The organism is Streptomyces sp. NPDC058955, from assembly GCF_042741435.1.
Taxonomy (GTDB): Bacteria; Actinomycetota; Actinomycetes; order Streptomycetales; family Streptomycetaceae; genus Streptomyces.
In genome coordinates this window covers 1-21,289 of sequence record NZ_JBHYKM010000043.1, presented here as the reverse complement: position 1 = coordinate 21,289, position 21,289 = coordinate 1, and the positions used below count along the sequence as shown (strand labels likewise).

Below are 21,289 nucleotides of genomic sequence, written 5' to 3'. Positions count from 1 at the left end.
AGCCGACCGACAACGCCACGGGACCATCCCTACGCACCCGGGGAGCAGCCGCCGGTGCAGGGCCCCGGTGGGGCACCCCCGCGCGTGCGGGGAGCAGCTGTTTGACCTGTCCGTGCCCGCACCGGGCTTGGGACCATCCCCGCGTACGCGGGGAACAGCATCGTGCTCCGGTCTTGGTCTGCCCCTGGTCAGGACCCATCCCCGCGCGAGCGAGGAGCAGCTGCTCGACGACCTGGCCGCCGCCGAGAACGGGGGGCCATCCCCGCGGGAGCGAGGAGCAGGCCACACCCGATCGGTTCCGGCGAGCTGCCCGGGGGCCATCCCCGCGCGTGCGGGGAGCAGGCTTCCTGACCAGCAGCTCTACCCAACGCCGGCCCCCTCCCCGCTCCCTCACTCACCACGGCCGTCAACGACAGCGACCCAAGCTACTGACGAACCCACACAACCACCCCCACCACCAGAAACCGGCTTCAGTAGCGCTGCGAGCAAGGGCCATCCCCACAGACGCGAGGAGCAGGGCGGTCTCGGCGCGGCCGGCGCGTTCGTCGCGGTTCCATCCCCGCGCGGGCAGGGAGCAGTGCTCCTCGTGGTTGCTGGGATGCTGGGGGTGGGATCCATCCCCGCAGGCGCGGGGAGCAGTGGAAGCCGTCCGCTTCCGCGGTTGTCGTCCCGGGTCCATCCCCGCGTACGCGGGGAGCGGAACAGCCGCCAACTGCTGTCGGCGTCGTGCTCGGGACCATCCCCGCGCGGGCCGGGAGCAGATTGCGGCTACCGCTTCGGGGCCGCCGATCCAGGGACCATGCCCGCGCGAGCGGGGAGCAGAACCGCCCGCCAATGCCCTCCATCCAGTTGCTGGGACCATCCCCCCGCGAGCGAGGAGCAGCGGATGTGCTGAATGAGGATCAGCACGTCAGTGGGTCCGTCCCCCGCGGGCGCGGGGAGCAGGGCCAGGCCTTGTAGACCCGCCAGCCGGCCTTGGGACCATCCCCGCGCGAACCGGGAGCAGCTGTTCTCTAAGATCCCCACGAACTTATCCCCGGGGTCATCCCCACGCGGGCAGGGAACAGCCAGAACACAGCCCCCTGCCCCCCCGGACACGGGGGGCAGGGGTGGGTACAGCAGAGCCTGGGCGGCCGCCAGAGGGCCATCCCTGCGGACGCAGGGAACAGGTCATCGCACCGGCGCGGTCCTCCCTCACGATAGGGCCATCCCCACACGAGCAGGGAGCAGACGAAGTCCGGCTGCCGCGTGAAGAGGAAGTAGGGACCAGCCCCGCGGATGCAGGGAGCAGTCGATCCGGCGGCGGGCGCGGCCGTCGAGCAGGGGCCCATCCCCGCGTACGCGGAGAGCAGGCCCACGCGCTCGTTGACGCGAACTCGATCGAGGGACCATCCCCGCGTGCGCGGGGAACAGTCCTGACGGGTGTATCCCTCGGGCAGGGTCACGGGGCCATCCCTGCGGGTGCGGGGAGCAGCGCAGGGCCTGGATGGACGGGATGGTCTGGTCGGGGCCATCCCCGCACGGGCGGGGAGCAGTTGTGCTCGCCATTGAAGTCCTGGGGGAAACAGGGGCCATCCCCGCGGGCGCGGGGAGCAGCGTTCACGGTCGGCGCCGTCGGGGCTGCATCAGGGTCCATCCCCGGGTGTGCGGGGAGCAGCAAGAGCATGCCTCGGATCATGTCCATCGTCTGGGTCCATCCCCCGCGCGTACGGGGAGCAGGCCGGAGCCTCCTACTTCGTGAACCCTGCGCTGGGGCCATCCCCGCGCGGGCGGGGAGGAGAAGATCGTCGGCATCCGGTTCTGGCAGCGCCAGGGTCCATCCCCGCGGGCGCGGGGGGGGGCAGTCCGGCTTCTCTGATCGGCCTCCCTTGCCCTGGGGACCATCCCCGCGGACGCAGGGAGCAGGCAGGACCCGGGCCGCGTGGTCCAGGGGCGGGTGGCATGCCCGCAGGCGCAGGGCGTCGGGTTCGGGTATGGGAAAGCGGGGTCGGGATCACCCCCACGCGGGCGGGGAGCAGTCCAGCTCCTCGTCGGACCGGCCCCCGCGAGCGGGGCCATCCCCCCACGAGCGGGGGCAGTTGACGGCATCCTGGACCGATACGGGGACCTCGGGGCCATCCCCGCGTATGCGGGGAACAAGAGCGGCGACCGCCTGCCCAGAGCGGCTCCCAGGGACCATCCCCGCACGAACGGGAAGCAGCTCACGCCGACCGCGATCAGCGTCAGCACCGTGGGAACATCCCCGCGGGTGCGGGGAACAGTCCCAGAAGGTCCACTCCGCGCGGTCCGCGTTGGGTCCATCCCCGCGCCTGCGAAAAGCAGTCAGTAGCGGCGTCGGCACGGGTCTTGATCTCGGGTCCATCCCCGAGCGTACGGGGAGCAGGAGCGGACCTCGCCGACGATGACCCGGGTGGCGGGTCCATCCCCGCGCGTACGGGGAGCGGTTGAAGAAGCCGCCCGGCAGGTCGCCCAGCCAGGGTCCATCCCCGCGCGTACAGGGAGCAGCGAGTGCCGCCCTCAGCCGGTACCGACCGATCGGGTCCATCCCCGCGCGTACAGGGAGCAGCGAGTGCCGCCCTCAGCCGGTACCGACCGATCGGGTCCATCCCCGCGCGTACAGGGAGCAGTGCTGGGGAGAAGAGCCGATGACCGTCCACGCGGGTCCATCCCCGCGCGTACAGGGAGCAGACTTCCTGACCTGCAGTTCTACCCGACACCGGCACGCTCCCAAGCAACTTTCACCGAAACCGACAAAACACCCCTCGGGGTCCGAAGACCCCCCATGGTGAGCACTGTGGCGAGCCCCGTGGTGAGCAACCCCGGACATGGTGAGTTCGGTGGTGAGCATGGTGGTGAGCACCCCCGAGCATGGTGACCTCGGTGGCGAGCGACCACCATGACCACTCCCCCACTCACCACACCCACCGACAACAGCGACCCAAGCGACCGAACAACCGACACAGCACCACCACCAAACCCGGCTCCAGCACCCACACCCGCAGATGAGTCCCACAGGCGCGGGGAACAGTGCCTGACCCGCCCGCAATTCGGCCCGCTGCAGGGGCCATCCCCGCGGGCGCGGAAAGCAGTGCCAGTACGAGCCATCCAAGCGCCGCATCACGGGTCCATCCCCGCGCGGGGAGCAGCAGCTCGGAGCCGCGCGAGGCCGTCATCGCCTGCCCGTGGTCGGGGCCATCCCCGCGCGGGCGGGGAGCAGTGGAAGCCGTCCGCTTCCGCGGTTGTCGTCCCGGGTCCATCCCCACGCGGGCGGGGAGCAGATTGCGGCTACCGCTTCGGGGCCGCCGATCCAGGGGCCATCCCCGCGCGGGCGGGGAACAGGACACCTGGAAGTCCACGCCCGCGATCGCGCCGGGGCCATCCCCGCGCGGGCGGGGAACAGACCGGGATGGCGTCGATCTCGGCCCGGATTGGAGGGCCATCCCCGCGCGGGCGGGGAACAGCCTTCCTGACCAGCAGTTCTACATGCCAGCGGATCGCTCCCAAGCAACTTTTACCGAAACCGACAAAACACCCACCCTCCCGACCTCCCCACCGGACAGCGACCCAAGCGACCGAAAACCAGGTCATCCCACACACCGCATCCGACAGGGCCAGGCCATGGTGAGATCCGTGGTGAGCCCGGTGGTAAAGAACGAATCGCGATCCGAAAACAGCGGAGCCTACGTCCGCCTGCCCGCCGGCACTGCTCCCCCGCGCGCGGGAAGCAGCGTACGCCGGGTGTGATGCACAGGACGCGCGGGGAGCAGTTCCCGGCTTCGGAGCGGGCGCGGCTGAGTTCGGGACCATCCCCGCGTGTGCGAGGAGCAGGCCCAGCCGATCCAGTCACCGCCGATCCGCCCGGGACCATCCCCGCGTGCGCGGGGAGCAGCCGTACCGGATCATCAACACTCTGGAGGGCGAGGGTCCATCGCCGCGTGCACCGGGAGCAGTCGCGCGCCGCCACGTCGCCCCGGACAAGGCGGGGAGCGCGGACAGATTTCACTGGGCGCGGGCAACAGGGACCACCCCCACGCGGGCGCGGGGAACAGATGAGCTGCTCATCGAAGTCGGAGCGGGGGCAGGGTGTCGCCTCCGAGCTGGTATGGCCGACTGCCGGATGGGGGCATTGGTGGCGAGTGACCTTCGCGTGGGCGTCTTCACCCCATAGGCGTAAGTTTCTCGTCTTTCCTGGTCGAGCCGGGGCAATAGCTCAAAACTGGTCTGGGATGCGGGCGATCACATGATCGAGCCAGGCGCATCCTCCAGATATGTGAAGGGGATCTTCATGCTCGCCCGCAGGCTTCGTCTCACCGTCATCGTGGCACTTGCCTCTCTGGTGATCGGGGGCGCTTCGGCTGCGACGACAGCTGCATCCGCCCGGGACGGTGATGTGTCGGCAGACACTGCGGTGCCGGGTGTCGCGCCATCCGACTCCGATGCGTCCGCGGTCTACCTTGACGGTGCCGGTCAGGTGTTGGACATGGACGCGGTCAATGAAGCAGGTACGACTCGGCACGCTGCGGCGCTCGGATGTACGCCATTCAGCGGGAGGGACAATCCCCACCGGTCGCGAACCGGAGTGACAGCCTCTGGTCACGGGTGGTGGGAGAAGGGGAACTGCAGCAACGACCGCGCCAAGGTCTTCAACTGCCTGTACGAGTGGTACACGGACAACACCTGGCGGCAGCAGGCATGTTCGCAGACCAAGACGCTCAAGCCTGGTGGCGGGAGCGTTCAACGCACAGTGGCCCGCCGTGACTGCCGCGACAACCAGCGCACGTCGTGGCGCAATCACGTGGACGTCGATGTGATCGGCGAGATCGAGACCGGAGAGAAGCCGATGAACCAGGCTGAAGTGAACTGCCGAGTGTACTGAGAGCCGCTGTCGGCCAACTCAAGGGGAAGGCCGTTGAGTCAATCTGCAGGGAGAGGGACATGTCGGAGCAGGATGCCACCGTGCAGCCGGGCATCGCGCCCACCGCTCGTCCCACCGCGGGAACCATGTTCGCCGCACTCTACGGAAACCTGGTCCCACACGCGTGGCGCGATCCCGCCTCGGAGCACGACGCATACCAGTTGTTCCATCAGCGATCGCTCGCAATGGGCTGGCTCGACGACCGGGCCGGCGCCGGGGAAGGGACCGCCTCCGGTGGGCGCGCGCACGCCGCGCCCGGGCTGTGGGCCATGAACGACGCGGGTTGCAGCCACCCCCTTGCCGCTCCGGAGCCGAGCTTGATCTCGTGGTTCCAGGTCGAGGCAAGCGCGCCGGCCGACGACCGGCCACTTCCCGTTCAGCCGTTCCTGCGCTGCGCACAGGACACGACAGAGCGCATCGGCGCCGTGCGCCTCACCGCGGTCCAGGTCCTTCTGCCGGTGCAGGGCATCGACGCCTCGGCTCGCCCCCCGTACACGATGATGCCCTCCATGCGGACACCAGACTGGTTCGGCGAGTGCGACCCACAGGCGCGGGTGTCGGTGAAGGCCCGCATCGACGGCGGCCTCGACCCGTCGATCCCAGCGGTGGCGCCGCAGTTCGCCCGCCACCTCGCCCCTCCGGACCAGAACGTGTTCGCGGGTGAGATCGACGAGGTCTTCCCCCCAGGAGGCTTTCCGACGCCGCCGTTCGACGACCACTTCTGGAACGGTCCGCCCCTGCACGGAATGACACTCTCCGGCGAGTTGGCCGAGTGGTCCTGTGACGCGATCGGCTGGCTCGCCGCGACCGTGGCCGACTCCGCCGCCCGCATCGGCATCCATACGCCAGTCCTTTTCACCATCGTGCGGGGCTGACCGTCCGACAGGTCACGCCGCCAGCGGAATCACCATGGCCCGGCACGCACGGAACATGTAAAGCGGCGTGACCCCAGACCGGCTCGCCGAACGGGAAGACGACCTGGCCGAGGCCGACGAAATCCGCGGCGCTGTCGCCTTCACGGAAGAGGACAGCAGCGAGCTCTCCGTCCGGCAGGTGGTTGGCGACGGCGAGGCGTCGCACGGAACGAGTCCTTCGCCAGGGTACAGCCGGACCTGCACGAGCAAGGGCGACAGCTGGGTGGCCATGGTGTGATGCCCGTTCAGCAGACTTCGCGGAACCATCCCCTCAGGCACAAAGAAGCAGGATGCTCCTCGTTTCGTGGCGGATCGCCTCCAGGGGCCATCCCCCATCCCCGCGGGCGCGGGAAGCAGCGGCCAGCCCCTGGACCCCCGGGCTCAGAGGGGCCATCCCCGCACGAGCGGAGAGCAGTTTCCCGGGGCCCAGTGGTCATTGCCGGGCACAGGGCCATCCCCGCCGGCGCCGGGAGCAGCACCGTGTCGCACTGCTCACGGAGGGCGCGAAGGCTCCATCCCCGCGAGCGCGGGGAGCAGCGCGTTGATCGTGTCCAAAAGGTCGTCAGCCTTGGGACCATCCCCGCATGCTCGGGGAGCAGATGAGGTCGTTGTCTGGGTTGGGGCGGGGGCCGGAACCATCCCCGCGGGCGCGGGGAGCAGCCAACCATCAGTGTGATGATCTTGGTGAAGTTGGGGCCATCCCCGCAGGCGCGGGGAGCAGGCGATCCAGCTGCGCGAGGAGTGCATCAAGCGGAGGCCATCCCCGCGGGCGCGGGGAGCAGGTGATCTCCCGGAGCCCCTGGACCACGGGCACGGGACCATCCCCGCGTAGCCTCGCCCGCCGCCGAGGAGGCGTGGCGTGGGGGGACCATCCCGCAGGCGGGGAGCAGGCAGCGAGTCGGTGGTCGTGGCCGTGGGACCATCCCCGCGTAACCGGGGAGCAGGCTCTTTCGGCCTGGTGGCTGACCAAGGGCGTGGGGCCATCCCCGCGCGTGCGGGGAGCAGCTCGACCGCACAGACAAAGTCGCCGTCGCCAAGGGGCCATCCCCGCGGGCGCGGGAGCAGCTGAATGTAGTCGTCGGCGGCGCGCAACTAGAGAGGCCATCCCCGCGTGCACAGGGAGCAGGGCCCTGGCTGCGGCATCATCCGCACGGCGGGGCCATCCCCGCGAGCGCGGGGATCAGCTTTCGGCGTCTTCGTCACCCTCCATCCAGGTGGGGCCATCCCCGCAGGCGCGGGGAGCAGTCCCAGTCCAGGACCGTCGCCTCGGTGGTGACGGGTCCATCCCCGCGGGTGTTGGGATCAGCACACCTGGCGCAGCTACGAGGGTCGAGGTGCCCGGGCGAGCAGAGGGAGGGGACCATCCCCGCACGCACAGAGAGCAGCCTGGCGTGGGGACTGGGGGAAGGCCGAGGAGGAGCCATCCCCGCAGGCGCGGGCAGCGGCGCCACTCGGTGACGAGGGAAAAGAGCATGATGGGTCCATCCCCGCACGAGGCGGGAACAGCTGTTCTCCAAGACCCCCACGGGCTTATCCCCGCGCGCGTGGAGCAGGGCACCCAGTCCCGCTCCAGCACCGAGCCGTGAAGCATCCCCGCGCACAGAAAGCAGTCCGGCCTGACGGGAGCCTCGCGCTGCAATCGAGCAGAATCCCCGCCCACGCGGGAAGCAGTGGCACATCTTGACCTAACCATGAGCGTCCACTGAGTCATCCCCGCAGTGCGGGAAACGCGCATTCTCGCTTCCGAAACCCTAGCTTGCGGGAGCACAGTCACATTTGGTGCCCAAACTCCGGCAGCACCCTGCACCTTCCCCGTCGCTAAAGACGCACCTTACCTGCCGGGGCTCCGAATCTCATCTCCCCGAGTGCGCCCAAGGTCCTGGAGTCCACAGCCTGCAAAGCAAGATGGGAACAGGTGCTCGATCGCGAATCTGAAGTGCGAGTGCACATGTCAAGTGGACTATCGCTTAAGCCGAATGACGAAGAGTCACCAGGGCGCCCACTAAAGTGAGCCCCGCAGCACGATCTCCGTTCACCTGACTCCGTACGGGTCGGATGAACCGGCCCCCGGCGTCAGCCGGTAACCGAAGGAGTGCTCGTGCCGCACAGCGAAGAACCGCCAGGCTGGCAGCGCTTAATCCTCTTCGTCTCGATCATCCAGCTGCAACTGGATCTGGTCGAGTGGATCGGCAAGCTACTAGCCTGACGGCTTCTTCCCACCCGGCGTCCAGCTACGAAGGCTGGGCGCCGGCCTCTTTCAGGCCGGAGTCCGTTGCTCTCGGACCCCCACGCCGACCCTGATAGACCCGAGGTCCGGTTGGCGCCCTCCCCAATGTACAAGGCATCACGTGACCTGGAGGCCAGCTCCATGACCCACCTTTGCAGCGCTTGATATACCCATGAGCTTCTACATTGGAGATGCAGAACCTGCTTGTCTGCACCCCAATCCAAAGGCCATACCTGCAGGTGGGAGACCAGCTTGGAACGTGGATCAGCCGGAAGACCCACAGCGTCAAACAGCGGGGCTGTCACGCCAACGTCAGCTCCACGCCGACAAATCACCCCTTCGGACACACCCCCCGAGTACAGGAATCAACCGTCGTCCAGATGCCAAGGAAGTCGGCGCTGCCCACACACGGTCGGGAACCAGGAAGCAGCCAGCCGTATGGTGCACCACGCAACCACAGGCGGGCCCATCAGCTTCATCTGATCAGCCAGAGGCCACAGAGACGGCTACTCCCAAACAAGCATGACTGAAAGCCCCCTCCCCTTGAGGTCGGAAAGCGGAGCAGCCCGGCCGGCGATGATCTGGCACCCAGAGCGCGAACTGGCTACACGGCCTGCTGACCCAGACCCACCCGTCACTGGAACGGGTCCTTGGACCGCGGTTGCAAAGGCTCAGTCGCGGCAAACACCATTGCACTGCTAACGAGCTCGTGCACGGTAAGCAGTGAGAGGTCGAGCCCGGGATGGTTGATCATGGTCGGGTGGTGGGGAACGCGGCTCGTGCAGTGATCGTCAGCAACCGTCGGATTACGGGCCTGTCGGCCGGTGTGATCGCTGAACTTGTTGCCGAGGTGGGGCCGTTGTGGCATGAGCGTCACCAGGCCAAGCTGACCTCTCGGCCGCGGAAGCGCGCTGTGGGCGCCGGTGCGAAGCACCGGCTGGTGTTCGTCGACCGGCTCCTGGCCACGCTCGTGCACCTTCGCCGCGGGGTTACCCACGATGTGTTGGCCTGCTGGTTCGGAGCCGACCGCTCCACCATCACCCGGGCCATCGGTGAGATACGGCCCCTGCTCGCTGAGCGAGGGTGCACGATCAGCCCCGGCGTCCGGAGCCGGACGCTGGCCGAAGTCATCGACCACCTCAGCGCCAGTGGGCAAACCGGCATCATCGACGGCACCGAGATCCGGGTCCGCCGGCCGGCCGCTGGACGCAAGGACCGGGACACGTTCATCTCCGGAAAGAACAAGCAGAACGCCGTCAAAACCATGGTCCTCACCGACCAGAACGGAAGGGTGCTCTTCAGCAGCCCAGCCAGTCCAGGCAGCTGCGCGGACATCACCCACGCCCGCCAGTTAGGGCTGGTCAAGCTCCTGGCCGACGGGCCCGTAGTCGAGATCCTTGCCGATGCCGGCTACCAGGGGCTCGGCGCCATGACCGGCGGACGCGTGGTGACGCCACCGCACCGGAAGTTCAAGAAAGACGCCCCGGACTGGTACGAGGAGATGCACGAGCGACAGCGCAATGCGCACTCCTCACGCCGTGTCCGGGTCGAGCACGGCATCGCCCACCTGAAGAACTGGCGGGCTCTCGCCCGCCACCTCGGCCGCCGCGAGCACATCAGCGACACCGTCCGGGCCGTCGCCGGCCTGCTGTCCCACCAGCAGACCGTGGACCTGGACCCCCGACGACAGAGGTGAGCACCGGTCCCACCGAAGCCCTCGACGTCTCACTGCTTACCGTGCACGAGCTCGTTAGGGACGGGCGGTGACGCGGAGGTGGACCGCGGCGATCTCGTGGACGGCCTGCACCGCCTCCGGAGCGACCCGGGCCAGAACCGGAAGGGCGTGATGCCAGCCGGCGGTGGTCAGCACACGCTCCAGGGACCCGAGGGCGGCCTCGGGAGCGGAAGCCGCGAGCGGCGTCGCCGTCAGGGCCAGGTGCTGGACGGCACGCGTGAAGGAGTCCGTACCGCCCGCACCGGGGACGGGGAACGGACGGACCGGCACGCGGGCAAGGTGCGAGGCCACCGCGGTCAGCGCCGCCGCCCGGTGGTGCGGAACAGCCGGCAGCCCAGCGATGGCCTCGGCCGCCGCGATGTCGCCGAGCGCCGCGTGCAGCACGGCCAGCGCGGCGGTCGGGAAGTGCTCGGCCCCACGGTTGCGCAGCTCCTGCCTCAGCCAGTCCACCTGACGGCCGGGCAAGTCCCCGGCTCCCAGCCGCAGGAAGGCGACGACAAGCACGTCCTCGGGCCGCCGGGACTGCGGACCGCTCCGCACGGCATTCGTCCGCGCCGCCTCCATGAGGTCGTCGAAGAGCTCCCGCGCGGGCGACAGCAGCCGGGGGGCGGCCGGGACGAGTTCCACGACCGAGGTCAGCAGCGCCTGGCTCCGGACGGCCTTCCGCGCGGCGTCCAGGCGCTTCAGGACGGGCAGGAGCACCTCGCCCGCGGCCTCGGGGGAGAACGCCGCGAGTTCGGCCGCGACGGCGATACGCACCGCCTGATCGGTCTTCCGCCAGGCGGCCCGCGTCCCGGCCCAACCCGGCTGCTGCCCAAGCCGCGTCAGCAGGTCCACGGCGCCCTCCACGTCCCCGGCACCGGCCAACGCCTGCGCGGCATGGGCCCAGCCCGTACCGGCCCCGTCGGCCCCCCTCTCCGCCTCCCGCGCGTACCCACGCGCGACGTCGGGCCGACCGCCATCCGCACAGGCCAACGCCAGGGCGGCGTTCACCCGCACCCGATCGGCGGGCCGCCGCACGGTCCTGAGCATCTCTCCGGCAGCCTCGAGAGCATCCGTACGGACGAGCGCCCCCGCCAGCTCCGCCACCCATACGGGGCTGAGACCCCCACCGAGCCCACCCGCCGGAAGCAGCGCCACGGCCTGCTGCAACTCCTGCTCCGCCTCGTCGTCCGCCCCTCGATCGGCCAGGGCGAGAGCCTCGTCGGCGAGCCTTCCGGCCTCGACGAACGCGCGATCCTCAAACGGATCGGAGTCGAGCACCTCCTCCTCGGACTCCGCGGAAAGAACCCAAAGCCCGAGCTCCCGCACCCGGTCGACGGCCTCGGCAGGCGCCCCCACATCGGCCAGGGCCCGGCAGAAGGCCTCACACGTGTCCCGGAATCCGAACTCGACATGGAACGCGTCGGCGGCCGACAGCCCCTCAGCGCCCCCACCCAGCACGCCCTCCAGATACAGCCGCGCCGCGTCCACGAGCCGCTCGGCCTGCTCCGGCCGCGACCGCGCCACGAGCGAGGCGGCAACCGCGACCACCCCAACGTTCTCCAGCGACGGGCCGCCCTCCCACACCTCCGTCACATGGGCCAGCACCCGATCGTAGACGCGCTCGGCACGGTCGGGATCAGCGCCCGCCACGGTCTCCCACACCTGTACGGCCCCGGCACAGTCGCTCTCCGCCCCCAGCGCCTCGGCCTCCTCCTCCAGCTCCTCAAGGAGCTCGGCGGCCTCGTCCTGATACTCCGGCGCCAGCAGACCTGCGGCCTCCGCCCAGCCCTCGTACCGCGCCGCGCCCCTCCCCCGCGAGGCGCGCAGCAGTTCCAGAGCCTCCCGGAAGTCGCCGCGTCGGTCCGGCGCGAGGGCCGTCTCCAGCAGCGCGACGGCCGCCCGCGCCGCCGCGGCCCCCGCCTCGTCGACGAGGTGAGCGAACCGCCCCGCCTCCCGCAGCGCGGTACGCGCCCACCCGACGGCACCCTGAGCGGTCGCCGCGGCCTCCGCGTCGCCCTTCGCGTGCAGCGCCCGCGCCAGATCGGCCAGGCGCACGGCCTTCTCGACCGCCCGCCCCGAAGCCCCGGCCAACGCCCGGGCCCGCCCCGCGTCCCCGAGCCGCGCCACGGTCCGCGCCACGGACCCGGGCAGCGCCCGCACGTGCCCCCACAGTAGCTCCCGCGACACCGCGACCGCCGCCGCCCGCGCCGGCATGATCTCCTCCCCTTCGACGGGCGCGACCGACTCCACGTCACCAAGAGCAACGTCCGCCCCGTCCCGAAGAACGAGCCGAAGCTGCCGCCGAGGATCGAGCACCAGGCCGGGCAGCCGCTCGGGAGCCGATTCGCGTACGAGACGGGTGTAGCCGGTGAGGAGGTAGTTCGGCGTCTCCTCGCCCCAGCCCTCCGCCTCGTACTCCCGGGCCCACGCGTGGATTTCGGCGACACGCTTCAGTCGCGAGCGGCTCCCGATCCCCTTGCACGCGGTCTCCTGGAGCGTGGAGTGAGCCAGGACGAATGTCTGCCGTCCGTCCTCCGCCTCCGCTTCGCTCCGTACGTCCAGGGGCAACAGATCGGCCCGGGTGGGTGCCAGGGAACGGCCGGCCACAGTGCGCAGCCTCTCCTCCACCGCGTGCGGCCCGACGTCGAGGAGCTCGCCGAGATCTTCCCAGCTCAGGGCACCCCGCGCGGTGACGAGCAGGCCCAGGACGCGCTCCCCGAAGTCCGGGTCCTTGAGCAGTCCGCGCAGTTCCGCCATCGCGGCGTCCCGGATGATCCGCGCTGCGGAGGAATCGCTCAGCCGGCGGGCGACGCCGCTGTCACGCAAGGGGTGGTCGTCCGCGAGCCTCTCCGGAACCCGCGGGTTCCGGCGCCCGGCGACGATGACCCGCATGCCGTGCGGCGGCTCCTTCGGCAGGAGTCCGGCGATTCCCCGGCAATCCACGCCGGCATCGGCGTCCTCGTCGAGCCCGTCGACGATCAGCACCAGACGGCGCCCCCGCTTCTCGCACGCCCGGGCCGCCGCTCCGAACCACTTGTCGGCGTCCAGTCGGTCGGGATCCACCGCGGGATCGTGAGGGCGCCCGGTGGCCAACGCCAATTGCCTGTCGACTGCCCGCGCGAACCCGAGGCGGCGATCGGTCCCGTGGCGTCCTGAGACGAAGTAGTGCGCGAAGTCGACTCCGGGCGGCAGCTCTCGGGCGAGGAACCACGCCAACAGGGCGGTCTTCCCGGCCCAGGGCCCAGCCTGGTACCAGAGATACGAGGGGGACCCGTCGGGAGCGGTCGCGAAGGCCGCCAGGTCGGCGCACTCCCGCTCCCGTCCGACGAAGTCGCGGGGCAGCACGTCCCGGAGGGTCGGGGAAAGCCCGACCAGTACGCGTCCCGCGGAGGCCGCGCCGACGTGAGGGCCCCGGCCGCCCTGCGCCCTTCTGCTGACGGCCTGCGCCGCCGCCAGCCGTCGGCCCCACACACCGTCGGCCACCCGATGGTGCCCAGGCGAATGGAGCTCCGCACGATCCTCCAGGAAGGGGATCAGCACCGTGAGCACGTACTCGACGTGACGCGCCAGCCGAGGGGGCTTGCCGCGGAACCAGCTGCTCAGGTTGGTCTTGCTCACCGTGAAACCGTGACGCGTACCTTCGGCGATCAGACGGGGGTACCCCAACGTCTCGCCGCCCGCGGCTTCGTACAACGCCTTGAGGTCCTTGGCGAAGGTCTCCGGCGGTCCGTCGTCGCGCGGTCCGCCATCCGTCGAAGACTTCGTTGGACACATCTTCATCACCCCTCTGACCTGCGCGCATGGGCTCATCCGGCGTCGGCTGACTTCGTTGGACGCGGCCTGCGCGGTGGATACCTGAAGCACCGAGCCCGGCGGAACGGACCGCCGGGCGACCGACCCCGAGGGGGATCCCCGTGTCCGTCGTGCTCACCACGCTGGAGACCGTTTTCCAGGAAGCCGCCACGCTCTCCGCCGCCACCGGCCTCGCCTACACCGGCGTCGTCGTGACCGTGGCCGTGTCGTCCCTCGTCTTCCGCACCCCGCAGCGCCGGCGGGACGCGCGCGCCACGCTCGCGATCCTGATGCGCCGGGGCGGGAAGCGGTAGGTCCGGGCGCTGCCCGGAGGGGCTGGTCCCGGCGGGGCCGCAGGGCTTAGTCTCGGCCAGGGACGGGGTTTTCCGCCCGTGCGGGGATGGCTCCCGTTAGGAGCAGCCCCTTCTTTCCTCCCGCGTGTGCGGGGATGCCCCGCCGGGCTCCCGTGTCAGCGCGTCAGGAGTAGCCCGCAGCTGTAGGCCCGTGCGTGGCCGACGCCGTTCGACAGGACGTTCACGAAGGTGTCCGGGTCGGTGACGGTGAGGTCGCCGCGGATTTCGGCGCGGCCGACGCGGATCGGTTTCGCGCGGTGGGCGCTGGAGACCGTCGGCAGCATGCGGATCCCCAGCGTCTCCGGGGCGGCGGTGGCGCCGATGCGGGCCACGCCGTCCTCGGTGTTCGCCGGCTCGCCGTCGGCCTGGAGGCGCCGGACGAACCAGCGCTTCACGTGCTCCGGGGTGGTGTGGGCGGTGCGGGTGCCGCGCACCTTCTCCGAGGCGGGGCGGCCCGACGGCTTGCTGTGGGTCGGGTTCACGACCGCGCGGAAGCCGACGACCTCGCCGGCCTTGAACGTGCGGTCCACGGTGATGAGCCGCGGCGCCGTCGTGAAGGCCTCGCGCGGGATCCGGGTCCAGTCGCCGGGGACCCGCGACTGCACCACGAGCACGAGGGCCGCCGCCTTCAGGTCCACCGACCACGTCGACAGGATGCCCATCTGGGCACGCGCCCCCGGGGCGCCGTCCTCGACCCAGCCGCGGAAGCCGCTCATGACGGTCCGGTGCATCTCGTGAGCGTCGACGAGGGACTTGGCGACCAGCGGGTGGCGGGCGTTGAGGGTGAGGACGGCGTGGGTGGCGACGAAGCGGGCCGTCGAGGCCCGTGCGCTGGTGGTCACGGGATGATGTCCCATCCGGTTGCGGTCGGAGCGATGGTGATGCGCGTACGGGTCTCCCAGCGTCTGGCGTGGACCCGGTTCGCGGGGTCGAAGCTGACCGGCTGGTCGTTCACCTGGGAGGCGCCGCGCGTGCCCGGAGCGGCCTGGATCCAGGCCCAGGGCCGGCGGCCGGAGGTATCGGGTCCGTCCGGGCCGGGGAGCAGGTGCTTGCCGGCGAACGCCGTGGCGATCGTGCCGGGCAGGATCTCCGCGGCCAGGGTGCCGGACGGCGGGCAGGACTTCCGGCCGAGCCACAGCAACCGCTTCGGGTGTTCCAGCGCGTACGCGATGTCGTCGAGGAACGCCCGGTCAGGGTGTTCGAGTCCGACGACGAAGGCGGCGTCCGACAGATACCAGCGTTCGGTGACCATCGCCGAGCGCGACAGCTCGGCGGAGACCAGTGCCCCCGACACCGGGTCGGCGGTGATCTTCTTCGGTGCCCCGTACCACCCGGCCAGTTCGTGGTGGCCGAAGGCCGGCCCGTCGGCCGCCGCCATGCTCGCGGCGACGGCCGCGGCGCGCCGGTGGTCGGTGATGATGTCGCGCGGGCGCAGCGGGTACCGTCCGGAGCCGACCGTGTGGTAGTCGCGCACCGGGGTGCCCGGATGGTCGGCACGTACTCCGAAGACGAGCGCGGCGAGGTCGTCCACCGGGTGGGTGCGGTCCCGGCCGAGGGCCGCCGCGACCAGGCCGACGACCGCCGATTTGGTGGGCCTGACGTGGCTGTCGCGGTGGGCGAACCGGCTGGCCACGCCCCAGGACTGGAGGGGCGCGGCCAGCCGGACGAGCAGGACGTGCGAGGTCACGCTGTCAGCTCCTCGGCGGAGGTCACGGTGAGCGCCCCGGTGTCCTTCAGGGTGCCGAGGAGTTCGTCGATCTGCGGGTCGTATGTGAGGACGCGGCCGGCCTTGATGTCGGGCCGGCGCCCGCTGACGAAGGCGTGGTGCTTCAGGAGCCGCCTGACCGCGGCGGGGCCGGCGGGGCCCTCGCCGCCCCCGCCGACGGGGTTCTCGTCGATGGGGTTCTGGAAGGCGGCCGCGTAGTTGTACGGGCGCTCTCCCTCGAAGGCGAGCACGAGGGCGGGCAGCGAGCCCGTGGACGCGGTCGAGTTCTTCTTCGCCTCGGGGAAGGCGTCGACGAACGCCGAGACGAACTCCGCCTCGGCCGCCACGGACGCCTCCTCGGCCTCCTCCTGCGACATCCCGGCGGCCCGGAGGTTCCGCCGCAGCTTCAGGCGGTCGAGGACGGCGTGCCGGTAGAAGGTGCCGGTGATCAGCGACTGGTAGCCGGTCATGCCCGCGCCGGCGTCGTCCGCCGCGTCGAGGAAGTCCAGGGCGTTCGTCTTCTCCGCGGGCTTCGGGTTCCGCTTGCGGTCCAGTTTCGCGTCGTCGGCCGCGGCGTAGAAGTCGTCGACCTGCTCCGCCTCGTGCACGGTGAAGGCGTGGCTGCTCTGGACGGCGCCGTCCACGTTCGGAGAGTCCGCGATCTCGGCGAGGAAGCGTCCGTAGAGGGCGATGTCGATGGCGTCGCGCGGAGCGAGCGCGGTGAGCACGGCGGCCCGGGTCGCGGCCGGCAGCGCGGGCAGTTTCGCATCCGCTGCGGGGGCTTCGGCGGCGGCCCCCGACTCCGCGCCGCCCTCGGCGCCGTCCGCGCCGGGCGGCTCTTCCTGAGCTGCGGCGGCGCCCTTGCGGGCCGTCCTCTTCTTGGCCGAGGCCGCCGCTGCCGCGGCCGCCTGCGCCGCCGTGTACTCGTCGGCCCAGGCCCGTACCGTCCCGGCCTGCTCCTCGATGTGGGCGGCGATGCGCGCGCCCGCGTCGGACGGCGCGAACAACAGCACCTTCGTGAGGTTCGCGACGGTCTTCTTGCCCGGGTCCCCGAACTTCAGGCCGGTGGCCTCGATCACGGCCCGCGCGATGCGGACGGCCTCCTCCGGCTCCCAGCCGTGTTCGGAGGTCAGCTCGCGAGCGGTGATGAGCGCCCACTCGCGGGTACGGGTGCCGGTGCCGCGTCCGGCCAGCGCGCCGATCCCGGCGTTGGCCCGGTTCCGGGTGTGGACGCGCTCGGCCCTGCGCCGCGCCTGACTGGTGATCATGTGGCGTTCGGCACCGCCGTAGACGATCGACTTCGGCGCCCCGTTCTCGTCACGCACGGGGAGGACGGCCACCAGGGTCTCCAGGAGGTGCAGGGAGAGGAACTGGCTGCCGGGGGCGGGGACGCTGCTGGTCACGTGGTCGGGTCCTTCGGGAGGGAGACGGCTGAGGTCGGGAGGGAGGGCGCGCCCGCGCGGTCTGCGGCGGCTCGCGCGGGCGGCATGTGGAAGGCCACGCCCCACTCGTACGGGACACGGGCCCTGCGGTCGTGCCACCGGTTCAGGTCGTCGACGAGCCCGGCCCAGGACGGCGGCTGCTGATCGCAGGAGCGCAGCCGCGCGATGGCGTGCTGGAGGTGGCGCCACGGGATGCGGCGGCTGGACACGATCCGGTCGACGAGACGCGCTGCGCCCGGGTCGTCGGGGCCGCGCCCCGCACCGCCGCCGATCCGGCGGGCCGCCTCGCCGAGACTGCCGTAGCCGAAGGCGGGCTTCGTCCGGCCCTGGTGGTAGACCGCGAACAGGAAGGCGACCTGCCCGTACACCTCGCGCTGCGCCTCGGTGGGGCTGTACCAGAGCGCCCGGAAGTGCGGCTCCCGCTGGACGCGCGGCCGGCGGAGCTCGGCCAGGCTCGCGTAGTCGTGGTTGTGGACGAGACTGGCGAGCCACGCGGTGAGCGCGGCCCCGCCTTCGCTCACCGTGGCGTCGGTGCGGTCGGCTGCGCGGGTGCCGTCCACGGCTCTGGCGGTGGTCATGAGGTGCTCCCCCCTGGGAGTTCGGCCGGGGCCTTCGGCTGGCCCAGCTCGTCGTCGAAGCGTCGCAGCGCCGCGGCCCGGGCCTTCGCGCCCTGCGCGTTCCTGGGCAGGGAATCGAGGCGTTCGGCGAGGAACCGGCGGGCCGCGGTGGCGATGGTGGCCGCGTACTCCCGGAGGCACGCCCCGACGTCCTCGCCGAGGGCGGTCTCCTCGATCAGCAGCTCGAACGGCTCACGCGTCGCCTCCCAGTGCCGGGCGCGGGCGTCGAACCGCGCGATCTGGAGGACCTTGTCGGTCGGCTTGGGGTTCGGGTACGCCACCCTCCAGGCCGCGTGCGCCGCCTTGTACAGGGCGCCCGCCAGGAACTCGGCGAGCACCGAACCGCGGTAGGACGCCTCGTACAGCTCGGCCTCCAGGCCGGGGGCGAAGGGGAACGTCCCGTCGACCCAGGCGATGGCCGTGGTCTGCTTGGCCACGAGCCCGACCGCCCACAGTTCGACGCGACGGGCGGGCCGCTGGCCGGGCTCGGGGGCGACGCCTTCGGGCGGGAAGAGCGCGAGCCGCCGGTAGAGGGTGCTCCCGTCGTTCCGTCCCGCGCCGGAGCGGCGGGCCTCGTCCACCGCCGCGTAGAGTGCGTGGGCCTCGCGCCAGACGGCGCGGGTCGCCGACGCCCACAGCGGCTTCCTGGTGCCGTCGCCCTTCTTGCCGACGTACACGGCGTCCTGCAGGTGCTCGTCCCCCAGTTCCAGCACCTCGCCCGCGCCGAGCAGCACCCGGTCGACGTACTCCCCCGTCCGCGTGGGGCGCAGCAGCACCGACCGCCCGAGGTAACTGTGCAGATCCGCCGGGCCTTCGACGACTCGCGGGGTCGCCTTCGCCGTGAAGCCCCGGCGCTCCCTGCCGACGGTCCAGGTCCTGTTCAGCGTCCCGGCGGGCCCGTCGATCGGGGCGAGGTTGAGCCGCAGCGTCTCGCCGAGGGTGTCGCCGAGCGCGATCACCCGGATGCGGGTCCCGAGGCGGGTGGCGGCGAGATTGGTGATCGTGGCGCCCAGGGTCTGCTTGCCGGAGATCCGGGCGCGGCCGGCCGGCCCGTACACGTGCTGGGTGAGCATGGCCCGGAACGCCTCGGCGACGGGCAGCGGGCTGGGATGCTCCAGATGGTGGTGGTCGAAGAACTGGTTGTAGTCGCCGACCCGTTCGATCACCAGCTGCGCGGGACCGGCCCCGTGCTCGTCGAGGAAGGGTGCGAGCAGCGCGTTCTGCCCCAGGGGTTCCACCGGATGGAACAGGTCCCAGACCTCGTCCTCAGGCCGCTTCGCCAGCCACTCGGCCGCCGGCCGCAGCGCGTCCTTCCGGTCCACCCACACCGGCCACTCGGCCGGCGACTCCGGACAGGTGCCGGAGGCGTAGCAGATCGCCAGCAGGAACTCGATGACCGCGACCTGTTCGCCCGGCGTGCCGCCTTCCACGCCCCGCACGCCGTCGGCATCGTGGAGCAGCTCCACCAGGTTCAGCTCGACGAGCCGGTCGTCGAGCGTCGACACCCTGATGCACGGTGACTCCCGAGGATCCCACCGGGGCCGGACGCCCCCACCGGCTAAGCCCACGCCCCCGCTCACGCGCCGCCCCCTTGCTCTTAACGGTTATGGCCCGAACGGAACTGGACGCTAGCAGCCCGGGACACGCCGGGTGTCGCGTTCCGAAGATTCCGAGCCGCCCCAGGTTCTGTCATCAAACCTCAGGCCTACATCAGGAGTGATGCAAGGGTGACGGTTGCTTCGCAGGACTGGGCGGGTCTTGCCGTGGCGGGTGCGATGCCGCGCCACTGCTTCAAGCGCTTGTGGCAGCGTTCCACGGCGTTGCGGTGCTTACATACCGCCTCGCGGGCGAAGGCCGGCGGGCGGCCTCCGCGGCTGCCCCGCGCGCGGGGAGCAGCGACCGCCGCACTCGTCACCAACCACGGAGCCGTCGCCTGCACCGTGCGGGTCGTGTCGGGACCATCCCCGCACGTGCGGGGAGCAGTGCGCATCCGTGCGCCCCTCCTCGTCGTTGTCGGGACCATCCCCGCACGTGCGGGGAGCAGACTTCCTGACCAGCCAGTTCTAGCCGAAGCCGGCTCCCTCCCGAACCGCTTTCACCGAAACCGACAAACCACCCACACGCCACTCCCCCAGACACAGCACGCCCCATGGTGAGTCCGATGGTCAGTACGCCACGGGCATGGTCAGTGTGGTGGTAAGCAACCCCACCGCCGAACCGCACCCACCACGACCAGAACCACAGCCAACAGCGACCCAAGCGACCGAAGAACCGACACCACCACAACCTCCAGGCCCTCCGTCCACGCACCCCTGCCCGCAGGCGCTCGGAGCCTGCCGGATCAGGCCATTCCTGCGTACACCGAGGAGCAGACGGAAGTGCCGAGGGGACTCCGGTACGAGAGGGGGCCATCCCTGCGCATGCGGGGAGCAGCTCCTCGGTGGTCTGGACGGCCAGTGTCCTACGGGGCCATCCCCACGTACTTGGGGAGCAGTCCTGACCAGCAGTTCTATCCGATGTCCAGCCCCGCCTGAACCACTTTTACCGAAACAGACACCCTCCCCCAGGCCCGTGCTGTCTGGGACCGCACGGAACGCTCACCAGACGGCACGCGGAGCGCCGGACCGCAAAGGCCCACCGGACCAGCCTCCAGCCTGGACGACGCTCGGTGGACCACCTCCCCGGCATGGCCGGACGGCGTGGTGACAGACCGTCCGAAGCGCGCAGGGTGTCCAGGCGCACCCGAGCTCACCTCCATGGCTTTGTTCACGAGAACGGGCTCTGGCACAACTATCCGTGCTGAGTGACGCTCTGTTACGGCTGGACATCGAAGAGAGCTATGGAAGGGGGTGGCGGGGTAAGCGCTGCGCGAAGGCGCGTCAGTAAGGCTCGCCACTGCTTCCAATCCTCCGGGTTAACCCAGTTTGAGGCCAGCCCGTCCTCGTCGCCGACGATGCGGGCGAGGGCTTCGTCGGCGAGTGCCCGAAGGTCGGAAGGGAACACGGGCATCGGTGTTTCCGGGCCGTAGGACATGTCGACGGGTTCGCCTCCCGGGCATTGCGCCGCGATCAAAGCGGCGGCGGCCACCGCCTCTTCCGCTTCCGTGAGACAGCCGGTTGCGTCGATCGTCCGGATGAGGACGCCTCGGATCAGGGCTTCACGCGCCTCGGGCTCGGCATCGTCGAGCGCGTTGGCGAAGTCCGCGGCTGTGTCGTTGTCGAAGGGACCGGTGTCCCAGGTGCCCATGCTGATCTCCTTGCGTATGGTCGCCCGGATCCTGGCATCAAGCACTGACAACACGACTACGGGGCGAGCAAGAACCGTTTGCGAAGCAGGTCGAAGCCTGCGCGGCCGAACATCTGGCGCTTGAGCTTCTTGATCCGGTTCACGTGGCCTTCGACGACCCCGGAGTTCCAGGGCAGCGTCATACCGGCGATGACGGCGTCGCGGTCTCGGTTGATGCCAGCCGCGAGAGTGTGGAAGCTGGGCAGGTCGTCCTGACGGACGGCGGGCCTTCCCCCGTGATGGTGGACACGCTTCGGTGATCACGCGGCGAGTGTGAGCTTAGCCGCGTGGTGTCGGCGTTCGTATTCGTTGGGGCTGA

Annotated in this window: 12 protein-coding genes and 2 pseudogenes; 5 read left to right on the top strand and 9 right to left on the bottom strand. The window is 70.8% G+C overall.

Annotated features, from left to right (window positions below; all coding sequences use genetic code 11):
- Positions 1 to 4,240: 4,240 nt before the first annotated feature.
- The 4 genes from ACFW1I_RS18490 to ACFW1I_RS18475 all read left to right on the top strand — a co-directional run bounded on the left by ACFW1I_RS18490 (position 4,241) and on the right by ACFW1I_RS18475 (position 9,752).
- Positions 4,241 to 4,876 (top strand): hypothetical protein, encoded by a 636-nt coding sequence (locus ACFW1I_RS18490; RefSeq protein WP_384670945.1) that lies wholly within the window; start codon positions 4,241 to 4,243, stop codon positions 4,874 to 4,876.
- A 59-nt stretch (positions 4,877 to 4,935) separates the two neighbouring features.
- Positions 4,936 to 5,790 carry a hypothetical protein gene (locus tag ACFW1I_RS18485; RefSeq protein WP_384670943.1) on the top strand — a complete coding sequence of 285 codons (855 nt, stop codon included), beginning with the start codon at positions 4,936 to 4,938 and terminating at the stop codon, positions 5,788 to 5,790.
- 67 nt (positions 5,791 to 5,857) lie between these two features.
- On the top strand, positions 5,858 to 6,067 hold the full coding sequence (locus tag ACFW1I_RS18480) for a hypothetical protein (RefSeq protein ID WP_384670942.1): 210 nt from the start codon (positions 5,858 to 5,860) through the stop codon (positions 6,065 to 6,067).
- A 2,773-nt stretch (positions 6,068 to 8,840) separates the two neighbouring features.
- Positions 8,841 to 9,752, top strand: coding sequence for a transposase family protein (locus ACFW1I_RS18475; RefSeq protein ID WP_384670939.1), 912 nt, complete (start codon positions 8,841 to 8,843; stop codon positions 9,750 to 9,752).
- Positions 9,753 to 9,806: 54 nt separating this feature from the next.
- Here ACFW1I_RS18475 and ACFW1I_RS18470 read toward each other — a convergent pair whose 3' ends face one another.
- The gene (locus tag ACFW1I_RS18470; RefSeq protein ID WP_384670937.1) at positions 9,807 to 13,640 is read right to left on the bottom strand and encodes a hypothetical protein; all 3,834 of its coding nucleotides are present in this window, start codon (positions 13,638 to 13,640) and stop codon (positions 9,807 to 9,809) included.
- A gap of 50 nt (positions 13,641 to 13,690) precedes the next feature.
- On the opposite strand from ACFW1I_RS18470, the gene ACFW1I_RS18465 reads away from it, so the two are divergent.
- Complete coding sequence (locus ACFW1I_RS18465) at positions 13,691 to 13,882, top strand: hypothetical protein (protein ID WP_384670935.1); 192 nt, start codon at positions 13,691 to 13,693, stop codon at positions 13,880 to 13,882.
- 155 nt (positions 13,883 to 14,037) lie between these two features.
- Here ACFW1I_RS18465 and ACFW1I_RS18460 read toward each other — a convergent pair whose 3' ends face one another.
- The 8 genes and pseudogenes from ACFW1I_RS18460 to ACFW1I_RS18425 form a co-directional block, all read right to left on the bottom strand.
- Positions 14,038 to 14,763 carry a type I-E CRISPR-associated protein Cas6/Cse3/CasE gene (locus tag ACFW1I_RS18460; RefSeq protein ID WP_384670934.1) on the bottom strand — a complete coding sequence of 242 codons (726 nt, stop codon included), beginning with the start codon at positions 14,761 to 14,763 and terminating at the stop codon, positions 14,038 to 14,040.
- Positions 14,760 to 15,608: a type I-E CRISPR-associated protein Cas5/CasD gene (gene cas5e / locus ACFW1I_RS18455; RefSeq protein WP_384670932.1), complete on the bottom strand. Its 849-nt coding sequence runs from the start codon at positions 15,606 to 15,608 to the stop codon at positions 14,760 to 14,762. Before cas5e ends, ACFW1I_RS18460 begins: the two co-directional genes overlap by 4 nt.
- Positions 15,605 to 17,029, bottom strand: a complete 1,425-nt coding sequence (locus ACFW1I_RS18450) for a type I-E CRISPR-associated protein Cas7/Cse4/CasC (protein WP_384670930.1) — start codon at positions 17,027 to 17,029, stop codon at positions 15,605 to 15,607. Before ACFW1I_RS18450 ends, cas5e begins: the two co-directional genes overlap by 4 nt.
- Positions 17,026 to 17,646, bottom strand: a complete 621-nt coding sequence (casB, locus tag ACFW1I_RS18445; protein ID WP_384670928.1) for a type I-E CRISPR-associated protein Cse2/CasB — start codon at positions 17,644 to 17,646, stop codon at positions 17,026 to 17,028. Before casB ends, ACFW1I_RS18450 begins: the two co-directional genes overlap by 4 nt.
- Entirely contained in the window at positions 17,643 to 19,190 is a 1,548-nt protein-coding gene (locus ACFW1I_RS18440; RefSeq protein WP_384670926.1) for a type I-E CRISPR-associated protein Cse1/CasA, read from the bottom strand. The genes casB and ACFW1I_RS18440 overlap by 4 nt, the downstream gene beginning before the upstream one ends.
- A 266-nt stretch (positions 19,191 to 19,456) precedes the next feature.
- Positions 19,457 to 19,573: pseudogene (locus tag ACFW1I_RS18435) on the bottom strand (IS5/IS1182 family transposase); the annotation flags it as partial.
- A gap of 926 nt (positions 19,574 to 20,499) precedes the next feature.
- On the bottom strand, positions 20,500 to 20,931 hold the full coding sequence (locus tag ACFW1I_RS18430; RefSeq protein ID WP_384670924.1) for a DUF4259 domain-containing protein: 432 nt from the start codon (positions 20,929 to 20,931) through the stop codon (positions 20,500 to 20,502).
- Between the two features lie 56 nt (positions 20,932 to 20,987).
- Positions 20,988 to 21,137: pseudogene (locus ACFW1I_RS18425) on the bottom strand (hypothetical protein); the annotation flags it as partial.
- Positions 21,138 to 21,289: the final 152 nt, after the last annotated feature.

Coding starts and splice junctions, on each gene's coding strand:
- casB (WP_384670928.1), bottom strand. CDS start 17,646: ATGACCACCGCCAGAGCCGTGGACGGCACCCGCGCAGCCGACCGCACC.
- ACFW1I_RS18490 (WP_384670945.1), top strand. CDS start 4,241: ATGATCGAGCCAGGCGCATCCTCCAGATATGTGAAGGGGATCTTCATG.
- ACFW1I_RS18430 (WP_384670924.1), bottom strand. CDS start 20,931: ATGGGCACCTGGGACACCGGTCCCTTCGACAACGACACAGCCGCGGAC.
- ACFW1I_RS18485 (WP_384670943.1), top strand. CDS start 4,936: ATGTCGGAGCAGGATGCCACCGTGCAGCCGGGCATCGCGCCCACCGCT.